This window comes from Deltaproteobacteria bacterium RBG_16_64_85 (assembly GCA_001798885.1).
GTDB lineage: Bacteria > Desulfobacterota > Deferrimicrobia > Deferrimicrobiales > Deferrimicrobiaceae > FEB-35.
The window spans coordinates 14068-29669 of sequence record MGQW01000007.1; the positions used below are offsets into that span (position 1 = coordinate 14068).

The following is a 15602-nucleotide window of genomic DNA, read 5'->3' on the forward strand; positions in this document are numbered from 1 at the left end:
TTCAGTGATTAAAGGAGCGATTCCGGGGGAGTATAGTCCTTGCCAAGCGCCCGCGCGACCCCCTCGCAGGTCACCTTTCCCCGGAAGGTGTTGAGACCCGCCATCAAACCCGGGTCCTTCCGCAGCGCATCCTCGATCCCGTCGCGGGCCAGCGCCAGGACATATGGAAGCGTGGCGGAAGTCAGCGCCACCGTGGAGGTGCGGGGTACTGCCGCCGGCATGTTGGATACGCAGTAATGCACCACTCCCTCCTCGACATAGTAGGGAGCCGCGTGCGTCGTCGGCCGGGAAGTTTCCACCGATCCCCCCTGGTCGATGGAGATGTCGACGATCGCCGCCCCCCGCTTCATCCTTCGGAGCATCTCACGGGAAATGAGCACCGGCGCCTTCTCCCCAGCGATGAGCACGGTGGAGATCACCAGGTCGGCCTCCGCGACCTCCGAGGAGATCGCTTCCGGCGAGGACAAAACCGTCCGGACGCGGCCCGGGATCTCCCCGGCCGCTCGGACGAGCATCGACGGCGAGAGGTCGAGGATCGCCACGTCCGCCCCCACCCCCGCGGCGGTCCGCGCGGCACTCCTTCCCGCGTTGCCGGCGCCGATCACGACGACCCGTGCGGGTGCCGCCCCGCCGACCCCCGACAGCAGCACTCCCCTGCCTCCGCACGATTTCTCCAGCGCCCTCGCGCCGACCTGCACCGCGAGGATCCCCGCAACCTCGCTCATCGGGCGAAGCAGCGGCAGTCTCCCTCCATCCGAAACCGTTTCGTAGGCGATTCCCGTCACCCGGCTTTCCAGGAGCACGTCGGTAAGTTCCGGCAAGGCAGCCAGGTGAAGATAGGTGAAAAGAGCGGATTTTACCGAAAGGAAGGGAAATTCCTGCCGGATCGGTTCCTTGACCTTTACGACCAGGTCGGTCTCCCACGCATCGGCAGCGGTTGGAACCACGCTCGCGCCCGCCGCCGCATATTCGGCGTCCGGAAAGCCGCTTTCCTCGCCGGCTCCGGCCTGGACCCGCACGTCGTCCCCCGCACCCTTCAGCGCCTCCACGCCGTGCGGCGTCAATGCCACCCGGTTTTCCCCCGGTTTGACCTCCCGGGGCACCCCGACGCGCATTCTTGTCTACGCCCCGCCGGCGGGAATCACCCTGGCATCCACGATCTGCAGCCCCTTTTCGTGCACGATGACGGGGTTCATGTCCAGTTCCTCGATCTCCGGGTGCCTCGCCACGAAATCCGAAACCTGCACGAGAAGCCTGTGGATGGCGCCCACGTCGGAGGGCTTTCCGTCCCTGTACCCCAGCAGAAGCCGGCTTCCCCGGATTTCGTCGACCATTTCCGCCGCATCCTTCTCCGCAATAGGCACGATTCGGAACGAGACATCCCTCAGGGCCTCCACCAGGACCCCCCCCATCCCGAACATGACGGCATGCCCGAACTGCAGGTCCCTGATCACACCGACGATCACCTCCCGCCCCGGCGAGGCCATGGCGCTTACCAGCACGCCTTCGTCCCGCGCGCCCGCCCGCTTCGCGGATTGGGAAATGTTCCGACAGGCCTGCCGGACGGCCGGCTCGTCGGCCGCGTCGAGGATCACCCCGCCGATGTCGCTTTTATGCGTGGCGTCCGGGGAGTTCATCTTGACCGCCACGGGATAACCGATCCCGCGGGCCGCAGCAACCGCCTCTTCCTCGTTTATCGCGTGCCGTGAGGGGATCACCGGGAATCCCGACTCCGCAAGAAGGCGCATCGATTCGACCGGCGTGAGCGCTTTGCGTCCGTCCGTTTCCCTCTTCGCGGCCTCCGGTGTTCCGGAGTCCAGTGGAAAAGTCTTCCTGCGGAAGCGGGCGTGGCAGGAAAGGGCGCGCACCGCCCGCTCCGGGGTCGGAAACACCGCGATCTTCTTCTCGTGCAGCAGAGCCCGCTCCTCCCGTTCGACATCCGCTCCGCCGAGGTAGGCGACGAGTTCGCAGCGGCCGGGGGTGATCACCTCGCTGGCCCCCGGGATCGGGTCGCCGAAGATGGGCATGACGACGTCGTAATGGCTCTCCGACGCCTCCAGGACCTTCCTGTATCGCGCGGCGTCCGTGTCGCCGGTGAGATCCAGCGGGTTTCCGACAATGCAGTGCGCGGGAAGCATTTCCCTCAGGCGCGCGGCAAGCTCCGTCGGCAAGGGGGTGACCCGGAATCCCTCCTCTTCCGCAACGTCGGTGGCGATGATGGCGGACCCCCCCGAGCTCGTGACGATCAGCATCCTGGGTCCCGCCGGGGAAGGAAGGTAGGCGAGCGCCTTGGAGAAATCGTAGAGATCCTCCAGGGAGGACGCCCGGTGAACGCCGAACTGCCGGAACACCGCGTCGTAGATCTCGTCCCTGCCGGCGAGCGACCGGGTGTGGGATTCCGCCGCCTTTCTCCCTCGCTCCGTTCGCCCGGCCTTGAAGATCACCAACGGTTTCTTGCACTTCCGGATCGCGGCGAGGAACTTTCCCGCGTCCTTGACTCCCTCGATGTAGAGGGAAACCACCTTCGTGTTCGGGTCTTCGGCGAAGAATTCGATCAGGTCCGCCTCGTCCACGTCGGCCCGGTTCCCCATGCTCACGAACGCGGAGAACCCGAGCCCGTCCTCCGATGCCCAGTCGATCATGGCAGCGCCCACCGTGCCGCTCTGGGACACGAATGCGATGTCGCCTCTCCGTGTGATGAGGGGCCACGACGCGCACAGGCCGTGGTAGGGGTAATTGACCCCCTGGCAGTTCGGACCCACCACGCGGATCCCGCATCGTGCGGCGTTCCGGGCGAGCTCCGCCTGGAGAACCGCGCCCTCCTCGCCCGATTCGGCGAAACCGCCGCTGATGACGATGGCCGCACGGATGTTCCGCTCCCCCAGTTGGAGAAGGGTCCCCGGCACGAGTTTCGCCGGGATGATGAGAACGGCCAGGTCGGTGCCCGCCGGTAGGTCCGCCGCCGATTTCAGGGAGGGTCTGCCAAGGATCGTTTCTCCTTTCGGGTTGACGGGAAGGATCTCCCCCCGGAAGCCGCCTTCCACGATGTTCCTGAAGATCTGGAAACCCATCTTTTCGGGGTTGGACGAAGCGCCGATGACGGCAAGGCGCTCCGGGCGGAAAAGTGGGGTTAGGGAGCCGGACATGAGGCACCGCCGCAAAGATTTTATGACAATCTAACAAAGGGGGGACGACGTGTCATCCCCTTTCGGGGAGGAAAAAGAAAGGCGCCCCGGACGGGGCCGGGGCGCTTTTTCATGCGGGATCGGGTGTTGCGGTCACACTACTTTGCGGACGTTTGCCGCCTTCTTCCCCTTGGGACCGGCGGTCACCTCGAACTCCACCTTCTGCCCTTCGGCGAGCGACCGGAAACCGTCCCCGGAGATCTCGCTGAAGTGCACGAAAATGTCCTCCCCTTCATCCTGCGTGATGAAGCCGTACCCTTTCGCGTCGTTGAACCACTTGACCGTTCCCGTTGCCATGCTGCTCTCCTTTTGGTATCGACCCGTCGGGTCGATCGTTTGGGGCGATGCGCTGCCCCGATGCGTTCGGCCCGTCAGGATGAAACAAAACGCCGCGCGCCGACTCCTCGCGGAGAACCGTCCGGACTGGGGACCGAAAGAATGAACCGTCTTCTTCGTAATGGAATTGCTCTGGTTTGTCAATGAAATTCTGGTCAGCCGGCGGAAAGGGCGATCTCGTACTCCCTGGAGATTTGCACGCGTTCCAGCGAGGAATCGGAGCCGACGACGATGATGTCGCCGGGCTCCCGGGCGAAAAGCTTCTGCGCAAGCTTGGCCAGGCCAAGCCGGTTCATGCTCCGACGGCTCCGGCGAAATTCCAGGATCGAACCGACGCGCACAACACCGTTCTCGAGAGCGTTCATCCGATAAACGGGATAGCCGCAAATCCCCATGAAGTGCCTGTCTTCCCTTGCGAATTCGTGAAATTCCCGCAATTTGAAATGTTGGATATCTGTAAAGATCTCAAGCAATTATTGGGCCACTGGGATAAAAATTAAAAAACCAATTGATTATCGATATGCTTCTGCGCGATTTCCTTGTGGACAACCCGCACGTGTGTAACAGATTACCCAATTTGGGAAAAAAACCGTCAACCTGATTCCCGATTGCCATCCTTTAGGAAGTCTTCGGCATTCTTCGTTATTTCTGGAGGAGCGACGATTTTCCGCTCAACCCTTTCCAGATCTCCCGCTCCTTCTTCCCCTCCCAGATCGCCCGGAAAACCGAAACGATCATCACGGCCATCACCACGAACCCGACTCCGAAGAACACCCAGAACAGGAGATTCAGCATCGCAACCCCCTTCCGCTGGAAGGTTGGTCCGCACGTTCCCGCCTATCCGCTCTTGCCGCTCCCTTACATTTTTATTTTACTTATTTTGAGGAATCGATTCCAATGGTTTGGAATCGAAAGAAGGCGGCGAATTTCGGACGAATGCCAAGACGTTCATTCCACTCTCGGAGGAAACCCACTTGACCGGATCGACTCCGCCCTCAGACGGCCTCTGGGCTCTTGGCACCCCGCCCCGATTGGGAACGCCCCTTCCCGGAAGAATGGTTGCGCTCACGATCCATCGCGACCGCTACGGTCCCCCCTCCGATGCGCTGCAGCAGGAAACGATCTCCGCACCCCGCCTGCGTCCTTCCGACGCGAAACGGGTCCTGGTGGCCATCCTGGCGACGGGGCCCAACTTCAACACCAACTTCGCGTCCCTCGGTCTTCCGGTCCCCGTGTTCGGGCGCGGGGATGCGGCGATGCTGCACGTGCCCGGCAGCGACGCTCTCGGTATCGTGGTGGATGCCGGCGCCGCCGTCACGCGGGTGAAGGCCGGACAGGCGGTCATCCTGGATTCCTGGACCGGGAGGAACATCCGCGGGTACGAGACCCACGACGGGTTCAACGCCCAGTTCGCAATCCTCGACGAGGAACGGGCGATCCCTCTCCCGGGGCCTTTGCGGCGCCATACCCCCGAGCGGCTCGCCGCCATGCTGCTCACTTTCGGGACGGCGTATCGCGCTGTCGTGGAGCGGCTCCGGGTGTCTCCCGGCGAAGCGGTTCTGGTCATGGGGGGAGGAAAGGGAACCAGCTTCGCGGGTGCGCAGATCGCCAAGGCGCTGGGGGCCCGCGTGATTCTTGTGGGATCCAACCCCGATCTGGCCCGGTCGCTGATCGACCGCGGGATGGTCGACGCTTTCGTGGACCGCACGGGAATTCCACGTGAGGTCTTCGGGCCCATTTCCATCGACGAGGATCATGAGGGATGGAAACGCCGGACCGAGCCGTTCCGGCGCGCGGTCTTTGAAGCGAACCTGGAGGGCCCGGTGGACGCGATCTTCGAACACACCGGCGGCGCCAACTTTCCTCTCCTGGTTTCCGTCCTGTCGGAAAAGGGGCGCCTCGCCTTCTTCGGCGCCACCGGGGCGGGGCTTCGGGGCGAGTACAAGGAAACATTCTTCTACCAGGGTCGTCGGTTCGTGATGGACGCCCGGTGGGTCTGGATGCGGCAGAAGCAGGTCCTCTTCCGCAAGGGAAGCCCGGAGTCGATCTTCGAGGAGATCGGGCTTCCGCCGGGGCGCCGGGGGTTGATCTGGGGAGCCGACGCCTACGCCCGGAAATTCGCCCGCGCCGCCCTGGCCCGGGGGACCGAAGTGGCGGTCATCGCCTCCCGGAAACAGGAAAAACGCGGGACCTCGGAACTTCAACGGATGGGGGTTCCTCCGAAGAACATCCTCGATCGCGACACCTTCACGCTGCCCGAGGACATGCCGGACCCGCTGACTGCGAACGGGCGCCTGAACCCGGAATACGCCGCCGGCTTCATGAAGCATGCGCAGGCTCTCGGGAAAGCGCTATGGGGGATTTTCGGGCCGAGGGTGAGCCCGGATTTCGTCGTCGAGCGCCCGGACCGGAGCACGATGCACTTCAGTTCCTTCGTCCTTCGCGACTATGACGAGGCGGACGCCATGCCGAGCGGTTATATCGTCGTCCGCGGGGCGTCGGACCTCTCCATCCTGGGCTCTCACATGTACAACTCGTCGCAGGCGATGGAAGTCCTCCGGCTGCTCGCCGGAGGCAGGCTCACGATGGAGCAGGACGACCTGGAGGTGACCACGCTTTCCAAACTCCCGGAGCTGCAACAGAGGATGCTCTCCGGCACGATGAGGAAGCCCAAGGGCGTCGCCCTCGTCCAGGCGGACCGCCCGGGACGGTCGATCTCGGAATACGAAGATTTCTTCCTCGGCGAAAAGCTGCGCGTCGCCGATCCCGCGCAGAACCGTTTCATCGGCATCCGCCTGATGGATGAGGTAGCCGTGCTCACCCTCACCCGGCCCGACGCCCTGAATGCGCTCAGCGAAGACCTGCTCTCCCAGCTCGCCTCGGTCGTGCGGGAAATCCGCGACCTCGGCACTTTGGAGGGGAAGCCGGTGCGCGCCCTGATCGTCACCGGCGCGGGAAGATCGTTCGTCGCCGGGGCGGACGTCAAGGAGTTCCTCGCGAAGCCGGGCGAAGCCATCGCTTCGCTTGCCGCAAGAAATATCGCCGTCTTCTCGGAGCTCGAAAACCTTACCGTGCCGGTCATCGCCGTGGTCGACGGGTTCGCTCTCGGCGGCGGGAACGAACTGGCGATGAGCGCCCATTACCGGATCGTGACGGAGAACGCGAGCCTCGGCCAGCCCGAGGTCAAGCTCGGCATCATCCCCGGCTACGGAGGGTTGCAGCGGCTCCCGCGCCTGGTGGGTCCCTGGAAGGCGGCGGGGATGTGCATCAACGGGGAGTCCGTCGACGGACACGAGGCGGTCGACATCGGGCTCGCGGACGAATTCTGTCCCTCCGCGACCGCGCTTCACCGCGCCGTCCGGCTGGCGCAGGAGGTTCTCTCGGAGAGGAAATCCCTGGCACGGAAGGAATGGGACGGCACAGGCGCAAGGCAGAAAGAAGCCCTCGCCCGGCTGTTCGCCAGGCCGGAGGTCCAGGACCTTCTTTCCGCACCCGAACCGGATGCCGCAGGCGCGGGGGATCTGCGCGCGGCGCGCAGGGCCGCGGGAAAAGCAGCCCTACGGGCGATGCGGTACGGATACGACAACGGCTTCGTCGCGGGCCTCGCCAACGATGCCCGGGCATTCGGGGAAGTGGCCGCCTCCCCCGCAGGGCAGGAATGGGTGCACCGGTTCCTCGACAAGGATCCCCGCCAGTCTTCCTTCCTTACGCTCCTCTCGTTGCAGGAGGCTCCATGACGGAAACGAAGCCGATCTCGAAAAAGGCTCCCGGAGACCGCCCGCTCACCTTCGAGGAAATCGGCCGGATCGCCGCCCTGATCCTGGAGAAGGAGGCGGAGGGAAAGGTTTCGGACCTTCCCGCAGGCCCCCTGAAGGAGATTCTCTCCCTCCTTCGCGAGCGCACCGTCCCCGATTCCATCGGTTCGCTCGTCTCCGCAGCACGCGGCAAGATCGGTGAGCGGGTCGCCCGCCTCCTCCAGAAAGGGGAAATCCGCGTCGCGGTCGTCGACTTCGAGGAACAGACCGGCTTTCCGCGAGAGCACGCCCGACCGACCAACGAAGTCCTCCTCGTCCGGAAGGGGAAGGAACTTTTGTGGCTGGGGAAAAAGCGTCTCCTCGAGGGCGGGGATGCCGTGCCCTGCATCTTCCTCACCAAGGCGTTCCTTTCGAAAACGCGGACGCGCCCGCACCTGCTCCTCCAGGCGATCCTCCACCCCATCGTGGAGTGGGTCTACGGGATGCCCCACATGGTGGCGGTGCTGTGCGAATCGGCATACAACGCTGCTCCTCCCGCCCCGGACGGCGGCGATGTCAGCGACCTCAATCGTTTCATCGCGGAGGAGGCCGGTCGGGATCGCGACTTCGCCTACTTCGACCGCATCCTGGGCACTTCCTACGAGCCGGACGAGTTCCGGATGGACGAACTGTCCACAGCGTTCGGCCCCGACGACCGCAGGATCGGCGAGGTGGTCTCCCGGGCCCGCGTCATGGGGGTGAACTACCGGAAACTCGTGGAGACGGTCCTTGCCGCGACGCGCGAGGAGATCGCCCGCGAACAGATCGCGCAGGGACGGAAGGCCCTGGACGAGGGGGATGCCGACCGGGCCCTGCAGATTCTGCGCAAAGTCGCGCTCTCGCCCGACACTCCGGAGAGCGCACAGGAGGAATCGGACGCGCTGATCGGGCTGGCCGTCCGCTCCTGCGCCCTGGACGCCGATCCGGCGTACGAAGGTCTCCGGATGGAGAGCGGCGGCATCCGGGTCGAGCCTTGGGCGGGCCGCAAGGCGCGGGAATTTGCCGGCCTGCTCCATGCGGCAGCGGACGTCGTGCGGAAGCAGCGGGAAACCCTCTCCCCCGGCAACGGCGGCGATGCGGGTACGGACCCCTTGGGAGAAAGAGGCGCCCCGAGGAGCATCCACGTCCTCGTCGACCTGGAACGCCCTTCGGCGAAGTTCATCGACGGCCACGACCGGGTTCACTGGGTTTTCGAGAAGTCGTTCGTTGAGGCGTTGCTTGCCGGGATGTCGGCCGGGATTACGTCAGACGGGATCCTCGCCCTGATGGCCTGCCGGTTCGTTCGGGATGGCGCTTTCCCGGATGAAAAACTCAAGATTGACAAGCAGTTCGCCGTGGCGGTGAAAGGAGCACTTGAAGGCTACCGTTTTTTCCAGGCCCTCCCCCGGGAAACCCGGGACCAGATCGCGGCATTCTGCGAAGCCAGCGGCGTTGAAGACCGCCTCTACAGACTCTACATCTCGCTCGGAGAGGAAACGAACCCGGCCCGCGCGAGCCATCTCATACGCCGCGTCGTTTCCCGGACCCACTCTTACAACTATGTCCGATACCCGGACACCTTCCTCGCCGGGCAGGTGGTCGTCATCACGGGAGGAGGCACCGGGATGGGAAGGGCGATCGCGCTCGAGGCCGCCCGGAGCGGAGCGAACGTCGTCATCACCGGGCGCCGGCCAGCCCCCCTGGAGGAGACCCGGGCGGACATGGACGACCTGATCCGTTTCCTCGGGCTCACCAACCAGACTCTGATCGTCCAGGGGGACGTGAGCGATCCCAAGTACGTCGGCGAAATGTTCGAGCGGATCGAGCGCGAGCTCGGCCGGATCGACGTCCTCTATAACAATGCCGGGGTTTCCGGCCCCGTGGAATTCGGTTCGGCGTACCGGGAAGAGCACTTCGATCCGTACCGGGATGCGGTGAACATCCACCTCACGGGGGCCTGGCTTGCCAGCCTCGAGGCCGCGCGGCTGATGGAGGCGCAGCCCCGGGGCGGGGTGATCGTCATGGTGGGGACCTTCTACAGCGAGAGCATCCATCGGCACGTGCTGCACGCCTACCCGGGCCGGCTCCCCTACACGTCCGCCCAATCCGCCAAGCTGGCCCTCGGCGACTACCTGGCCTGGATGCTTGCCGACCGGAACATCACGGTCCTGTCGCTGAACCCTGCAGCCGTGGCAACCGAACGCATCCAGAGGGGGGCCGGGGTCTTCGACAAGGGCTCCCGGGCGCGGGCCCGGATCGGCCGGAAGGTGTCCCCCGAGGCGCTGGAGCGGGACACTCTCGACCGGACGGTGAGGCACGAGTTCGTGCAACCCCGGGATTTCGCGAGGGTGGCGCTCGAGGTTCAGAATATGGTATTCCGCCGCACGATCGGCGGGCAGCGGCTCCCCATGGGCGGGGTGACCTACGAGCAGCCTCCGGGCGTTCTCCCGTCACCCGCCGTCCTCGGCCGTTACCCGGACCTGGTGGGGAAGGTCGCCCTGGTCGCCCTTCACGGTTTCAAGGGCGACGACGCCCCGCTCATCGAAGCGTCCGCAAGGGCGCTTGCCCGTTCCGGTGCGAACGTCGTCCTCGCCGGAAGCCGGCCGGAGGACCTGGAGCAGCTCGCCCTTCAGATCAACTCCTCGGGAGGCGAGGGGATGGCGACCGTTTCTCCCGTGAACCTTTCCCGGCCGGCGGAGGTGCAGGAGCTTTTCGACAGGCTTCCCCGCGTTGATCTCCTCCTCCACTTCACCGGCAACGTCGACTGGAAGCGCCCCCTCACCCACCTTCCCTTCGAGGAGTGGAGCGCGTACGTGGACCGGTTCGGATTCATCCCCCGTCTCCTCTGCTGGCAGGCGGAACGCCGGATGGACCGGGACGGGACCGACGGGACCATCGCCATCGTGGGACCGGACCTCTCCGGTGTCCCCTCCATCCGGGAACGGCACCTCGTCCAGGTGTTCCAGGCGATGCTCCGCCCCGCGGTGGCCACCGAATCCATGGAACGCGCCCTAATGCGAAAAGCCCAGGCCGAGGGTACGGCGCCCGGGCACGTGAGCGACATCAACCTCGGACTGATCCTCCCCGGGAGGACGGATGGGAGGAACAAGAGCGCGAGTGCGGCGAAGACCGCGGCGACGGTCCTTTGGCTCGTCGAGGAGGGGAAGATGGTTTCGGGAGCCTCCCTCCTCCCCGACGAGCAGAACAGCCTCGCCGGCCTTCCCGAAGAACCCCGCGAGGCCTCCGGTTCCATGGCCGGCAAGGTCGTCGTGGTGACCGGCGGTATCCGCAATCTCGGCAAGGAGATCTCCCTTCGATTCGCCGCGGAACGGGCGACCGTGGTGGCGGCGAGCCGGCACCCCCGCATCGCGGGCGTTCCCGCCGAGGATGCGGAGAAGGCGCGCGCGGAGATGGCGGCGGCGGACGCCGCGCTCGCGTCGATGCGCCGATCCGGGGGCCGGTCCCTGTGGATCGACGCGGATGTCTCCCGCCCCCAGAAAGTGCGGGCCCTGATCGAGGAAACGCGGAACCGCTTCGGGAAGATCGACGCGTACGTGAACAACGCGGGCGCCGGCGGCGATTTCTCCCTGATCGGCGACGTCCTGCGGGAACACCGGCAGAGCTGGGACGCCGTGCTGCGCGCCAACTTTCTCGGCCCCTGGACGGCCATCTCCCTCCTTCGTGAAATCATGAAGAACCAGCCGGGCGGGGGAACGATTGTCAACGTATCCACGCACTACGCGGACCATCCCTATCTCTTCCGGACGATCTACACGGTTTCCAAGATCCTGCTCAAGGGGCTGACTCTTTCCCTCAGCGCCCGCCTTGCGGACGAAAACGTCCGGATCGCCGACGTCGCCCCCAGTCTCATCGCGGGGCCGCGGATGGACTGGGTGATGCGCAATTACGCCGGCAAGTTCGCGGAGCAGCTCGGCTCCCTGCGGGATCTGCGGGGTGCCGAAGCCAAAACCTTGCAGGAGCTCTTCATCCGCTGCTTCGACCGGTCTCTTCCGGTCCCGGAGCGGGGGTCCTCGTCAAAAGCCTTCCTTTCGGCAGTCCGGGGAAGCAGTCTGTCGAAGGCCAGGCGCGCCGAGCTGGAATCGTGGTTCGCGAGCATCCGGGAATGGTTCGGGGCCACCGTCCCGGAAGACCCGCCCACGAACGAACAGGTGGCTGACGCCGTGCTGTTCGCCGCCAAGAACGCACGGTTCCTCGAGGACCGCTTCATCGGGGTTTCCCCGCTTCCTTCCTTTTCCTCCTTTCCGGGGGAAACTCCCTGGAAAAGAGAAACCCTGTCCGGCGAACCGTTTCTCTTCCTTTCCATCGGCATGAAAGCGGGAAATGCGGAGGGCCAGACCGAAGCGCTGCGGAGCGCCGGTGCCGTCGTCACCTCCCTGCTGGAACACCCTTCCAACCCCGGCCGGGTGGACATCTCGCGGCCGACGCCGGGTGCGGCAAGCGGTGCCAGGCGCCGTCCCGCCGAAAAGATCACCCGCGACCTGGACGTTTCGGACCCCCGTCTCCTCGAACCCTGGCTGGACAATTCCCTCCTGGGGGGATCCCCTCCCGCCGGTGCGGTTCTCTTTCTGGGAACTTCGACGGCCGGCAGGCCGGTACCGGAATTCAGTACCGAAGAGAGGGAGGGATTTCTCGTTCATCTTGGCAAGGCGCTCAACTCCTTCACCGAGTCCGCCAGGGCGGTCCGCGAACACGGGCATGTGATCGTCATCGTTCCTCCCGGCAACTCCGAGGAAGGGCACCTCGTCCGCGTGGCGGCGCGGCAAATGATCCGTACCTGCATCGCTGAACAGCACTTCCTCCCCGTAGGGAAAAAGGTGCGGGTGAGCCTTCTGACCGCGCCCGGCGCTCAGGAAGAGCGGGCGTTTCATCAACGCCTGATCGACATCCTCTCCGGGCAGGTCCCTCCGGCGGTCGATGCGATCCCCGCCGGCCGTTTTCGTCCTTAGTGCCTCGCCATCCGGTAAGGTAGAATAGCGGCCGGAGGCTCCGTTGACCGAACTGCTGCTCGCGCGCGCGCAGATGGCGATGCTCTTCGCCTTCCACATCCTCTTCGCCGTGGCGGGGATCGGGATGCCGCTCCTCATGGTGATCGCCGAGGCGGCGCACCTGCGGACCGGGAAACCGGTTTTCCTGGAGCTCGCGAGGCGCTGGGCCCGCGGAACCGCCGTCCTCTTTGCAGTGGGCGCGGTCTCCGGGACCGTCCTCTCCTTCGAGCTGGGACTCTTGTGGCCAGGGTTCATGTCGTTCTCCGGCGGGATCATCGGCCTCCCCTTCGCCCTGGAGGGATTCGCTTTTTTCACAGAGGCGATCTTTCTGGGTATTTACCTGTACGGCTGGGGCCGCGTCCCCCCCGTGGCGCATCTTCTTTCGGGGGTCGCAGTGGCGCTGGGGGGCGCCCTCTCCGGAATCCTCGTTGTCGCGGTGAACGCCTGGATGAACAGCCCGGCGGGGTTCCTGTTAAAGGACGGAAAACCGGCCGCGATCGACCCGCTTGCCGCTATGGCCAACCCTGCCTGGCCCACCGAAGCCGTCCACATGACGCTTGCCGCCTTCGCGGCGTCCGGATTCGCGGTCGCCGGTATCCACGCGTACAAGCTCCTTCGCGACCGGGAGAACCTCTTCCACCGGCACGCCCTTTCCATCGCGCTGGCAGTGGGCGGGACAGCCGCCGTTCTGCTCCCGGTCAGCGGGGATTTCAGCGCGCGGTTCATCGCGCGGGACCAGCCGGTCAAGCTGGCGGCGTTGGAGGGGCAGTTCCGGACCGAGCGTGGCGCTCCCCTGCGCATCGGCGGGATACCGGACAGGGAAAAAGAAACGACGCGGTATGCGATCGAGATACCGAAGGGATTGAGTCTTCTTGCTTTCCACGACGCCGATGCGGAGGTCAAAGGGCTTGCCGCGTTTCCGCATGCGGACCGGCCCAACCCGTTGCCGGTCCATCTCGCCTTCCAACTCATGGTGGCCTGCGGATCCGCGCTAGCCGCGGTTTCGCTTTTTGCCGCGTGGTGTGCCCTGAGAAGCCGTAAGAAACTGTTCCATCCCCGGTTCCTGCTGGCCGTTGTGTTCTGCAGCCCGCTCGGCATCCTCGCCGTGGAGGCGGGATGGACGGTCACGGAGCTTGGACGGCAGCCGTGGGTGATCCGCGGGGTCATGCGCACCGCGGACGCGGTGACGCCCGTGAGCGGGCTCCTGGTTCCCTTCGCATTCTTCTCCGCGCTCTACCTGGCCCTCGGGATCTCCGCAGCCTGGCTGCTCCGCCGGGAAGTGTCTCAAAGCCCCTCCTTTCCGCGTGAAGAGAGCGACGCCGGAGCGGCGAAGGAGTGACCATGCCCGATCTTCCGACCCTCGCCGCAGGAAGCATCCTGGCCGCCCTGATTCTTTATGCGCTCCTTGGAGGGGCCGATTTCGGCGGCGGAGTCTGGGACCTTTTCGGCCGGGGACCACGCGCGGCCGCCCGGAGGCTCCTCATCGCCCGCGCCATCGGTCCCGTCTGGGAAACGAACCACATCTGGGTCATCGTCGCGGTCGTGGTCCTGTTTACCGCATTTCCACAGGCGCTTGCCGTCATCTCCACTTCCCTTTTCGTCCCGGTCACCTTGATGATCGCAGGGATCGTGCTGAGGGGGGCGGCCTTTGCCTTCCACCACTATCACCTCCACGAGGAAGGGGGTAGGGGCCGGTGGGGGATGCTCTTCTCGGGGGCCAGTCTCCTCACGCCGGTACTCCTGGGCGTGATCATCGGGGCGGTTTCCTCCGGCGACATCCGGGCGCAAACCGCGATCCTGGCAGGAGCCTCCACGGCATGGATCGCACCCTTCCCCCTCTCGGTGGGGCTCCTCACTCTCGCGGTCTTTTCCTACCTGGCTGCGGTCTACCTGATTCTCGAGACGGACGACCCGGATCTGCGGGAAGACTTCCGTATCCGTGCCCTTTGGACGTCGGTGGCGGTAGCGGGTCTCCTGGTCGTCGTCCCCCTCCTCGCGCGGAACGGGGCACCCGATTTCTTCCACGCTCTCCTGGGGAGCGACTGGTCGGTGGGGGTCGTGTTCCTCGTCGCCTCGGTGGCGCTCGGCTCGCACGTGGCGTTGCTCTTGCGAGCTTACGGCCTCGCGCGGGCTTGTGTGGCCGCAGAGGCGACGCTCATCCTTGTCGGATGGGGGGCGGCGCAATACCCCTTCCTCGTCCGCCCGGATCTCTCCATCCCTTCGGCCGTCTCACCGCCGGAAACGCTTCGCGTAATTCTGATCGCCCTCGCGGCGGGTGCGCTCTTCCTGTTTCCGTCCATCTTCGCGCTCTTCCGCCTCTTCAAGAAGGAGGCCTTCCTTGGTCATCCCCCGAAGCCGCCCTCTCATCGGTAGACCGTACTGAGCCGGTCGATCTCCGCCTGGACGGCATCCCGCAATTCCCTGGGCGCCACCACCTCGACCTCCCCGCCCTGCTGGAGGACCAGCCCGAGGACCTCGAGAACGAGGGCCTCCGGCAGCTCGAGCACGACCGACCCGTCCAGCTCAAGCTGCAGGCGCTGGTCCGGGTGCCATGCCTGCGCGGACGCCCACGCGGCCTTCCCCCGGGCGAACCGTATCCGTGCATTCCGGACCTTTCCGCCCCGGATCCCTCTGCGGACCAGGACGTCCGCGTCGAACGGTTTCTTCGACGGCAGGAAACGTCCCCCCGTCACCTCAACCCTCCGGATGCGCGACAAAGGATAAAAGTTCGCACCTTTCCGCCGCCGGGAAATCCCGATGAGGTGCCAGGCTCCCAGGGAAAAGTGGAGCTTCAACGGCTCGACCTCCCGCTTGGCGGCTTCGCTTTCTTCGCGGGAAACAAGCCGCAGCAGGACCAGCCTGCGCTGGGTGATCGCTCGGAGAAGATCGAAGAATACCTTGCCGGATGTTTCGGTCCCACGGCCGAAGTCAAAGGATACCGCTTCCTCCACGTTCTTCAACGCCGTGGTCTTGAAGAGTCCGTCGAGCCGGCTGGAGATCGCCGCCGCTTCCTCCCTTAATGGAGGCTTGATCTCCCTGAAGAGGCGCCTGGCAAACAGGAGGGCGATCATCTCGTCTTTCCGGAAGAAGGCCTGGGGCAGGTAGAACCCGGGATCGCCGTAGGAGTACCCTTTCGCCGCCTTGTCGTATCGCAAGGGCGCCTGGAGGCGGTCCCGAAGGAACTCGATGTCCCGCTGGGCGGTCCGGAGAGAGACCGTGAAATACGCGGCAAGGGTCCCGGAACCCGGGCGATGCCCGGCACGGATACGCTCGTCGAACCATAAAATCCGCTCCATCGTCAT

At 65.2% G+C, this 15602-nt stretch carries 9 protein-coding genes; 4 read left to right on the forward strand and 5 right to left on the reverse strand.

Annotation, left to right across the window (positions count from 1 at the left end):
• Window positions 1–8 precede the first annotated feature (8 nt).
• From A2Z13_08900 to A2Z13_08915, 4 genes are all read right to left on the reverse strand, one after another.
• Complete coding sequence (locus tag A2Z13_08900) at window positions 9–1115, reverse strand: alanine dehydrogenase (GenBank protein ID OGP81229.1); 1107 nt, start codon at window positions 1113–1115, stop codon at window positions 9–11.
• A 6-nt stretch (window positions 1116–1121) separates the two neighbouring features.
• On the reverse strand, window positions 1122–3146 hold the full coding sequence (locus A2Z13_08905) for a hypothetical protein (GenBank protein ID OGP81230.1): 2025 nt from the start codon (window positions 3144–3146) through the stop codon (window positions 1122–1124).
• Between the two features lie 132 nt (window positions 3147–3278).
• Complete coding sequence (locus A2Z13_08910) at window positions 3279–3482, reverse strand: cold-shock protein (GenBank protein ID OGP81231.1); 204 nt, start codon at window positions 3480–3482, stop codon at window positions 3279–3281.
• Window positions 3483–3676: 194 nt separating this feature from the next.
• Window positions 3677–3916 carry a hypothetical protein gene (locus tag A2Z13_08915; protein ID OGP81232.1) on the reverse strand — a complete coding sequence of 80 codons (240 nt, stop codon included), beginning with the start codon at window positions 3914–3916 and terminating at the stop codon, window positions 3677–3679.
• A 660-nt stretch (window positions 3917–4576) separates the two neighbouring features.
• Between A2Z13_08915 and A2Z13_08920 the strand changes: the two genes are divergently transcribed.
• Genes A2Z13_08920 through A2Z13_08935 form a run of 4 tightly spaced genes read left to right on the forward strand, consistent with a single transcriptional unit; the run spans window position 4577 to window position 14673 of the window.
• Window positions 4577–7258, forward strand: a complete 2682-nt coding sequence (locus tag A2Z13_08920; protein OGP81233.1) for a hypothetical protein — start codon at window positions 4577–4579, stop codon at window positions 7256–7258.
• A complete protein-coding gene (locus tag A2Z13_08925) occupies window positions 7255–12261 on the forward strand; it encodes a hypothetical protein (protein OGP81234.1) in 5007 nt (1668 codons plus the stop codon). Before A2Z13_08920 ends, A2Z13_08925 begins: the two co-directional genes overlap by 4 nt.
• Before the next feature lie 43 nt (window positions 12262–12304).
• Entirely contained in the window at window positions 12305–13639 is a 1335-nt protein-coding gene (locus A2Z13_08930; protein ID OGP81235.1) for a cytochrome BD ubiquinol oxidase subunit I, read from the forward strand.
• 2 nt (window positions 13640–13641) lie between these two features.
• A complete protein-coding gene (locus tag A2Z13_08935; protein OGP81236.1) occupies window positions 13642–14673 on the forward strand; it encodes a hypothetical protein in 1032 nt (343 codons plus the stop codon).
• Here the strand turns inward: A2Z13_08935 and A2Z13_08940 are convergent.
• Window positions 14664–15602, reverse strand: coding sequence for a hypothetical protein (locus A2Z13_08940; GenBank protein OGP81237.1), 939 nt, complete (start codon window positions 15600–15602; stop codon window positions 14664–14666). The genes A2Z13_08935 and A2Z13_08940 overlap by 10 nt on opposite strands.

Excerpts from the sequence above, each read along its gene's own strand:
- A2Z13_08900 (OGP81229.1), bottom strand. The coding sequence starts at position 1,115 with ATGCGCGTCGGGGTGCCCCGGGAGGTCAAACCGGGGGAAAACCGGGTG.
- A2Z13_08905 (OGP81230.1), bottom strand. The coding sequence starts at position 3,146 with ATGTCCGGCTCCCTAACCCCACTTTTCCGCCCGGAGCGCCTTGCCGTC.
- A2Z13_08910 (OGP81231.1), bottom strand. The coding sequence starts at position 3,482 with ATGGCAACGGGAACGGTCAAGTGGTTCAACGACGCGAAAGGGTACGGC.
- A2Z13_08915 (OGP81232.1), bottom strand. The coding sequence starts at position 3,916 with ATGGGGATTTGCGGCTATCCCGTTTATCGGATGAACGCTCTCGAGAAC.
- A2Z13_08920 (OGP81233.1), top strand. The coding sequence starts at position 4,577 with ATGGTTGCGCTCACGATCCATCGCGACCGCTACGGTCCCCCCTCCGAT.
- A2Z13_08925 (OGP81234.1), top strand. The coding sequence starts at position 7,255 with ATGACGGAAACGAAGCCGATCTCGAAAAAGGCTCCCGGAGACCGCCCG.
- A2Z13_08935 (OGP81236.1), top strand. The coding sequence starts at position 13,642 with ATGCCCGATCTTCCGACCCTCGCCGCAGGAAGCATCCTGGCCGCCCTG.
- A2Z13_08940 (OGP81237.1), bottom strand. The coding sequence starts at position 15,602 with ATGACGATGGAGCGGATTTTATGGTTCGACGAGCGTATCCGTGCCGGG.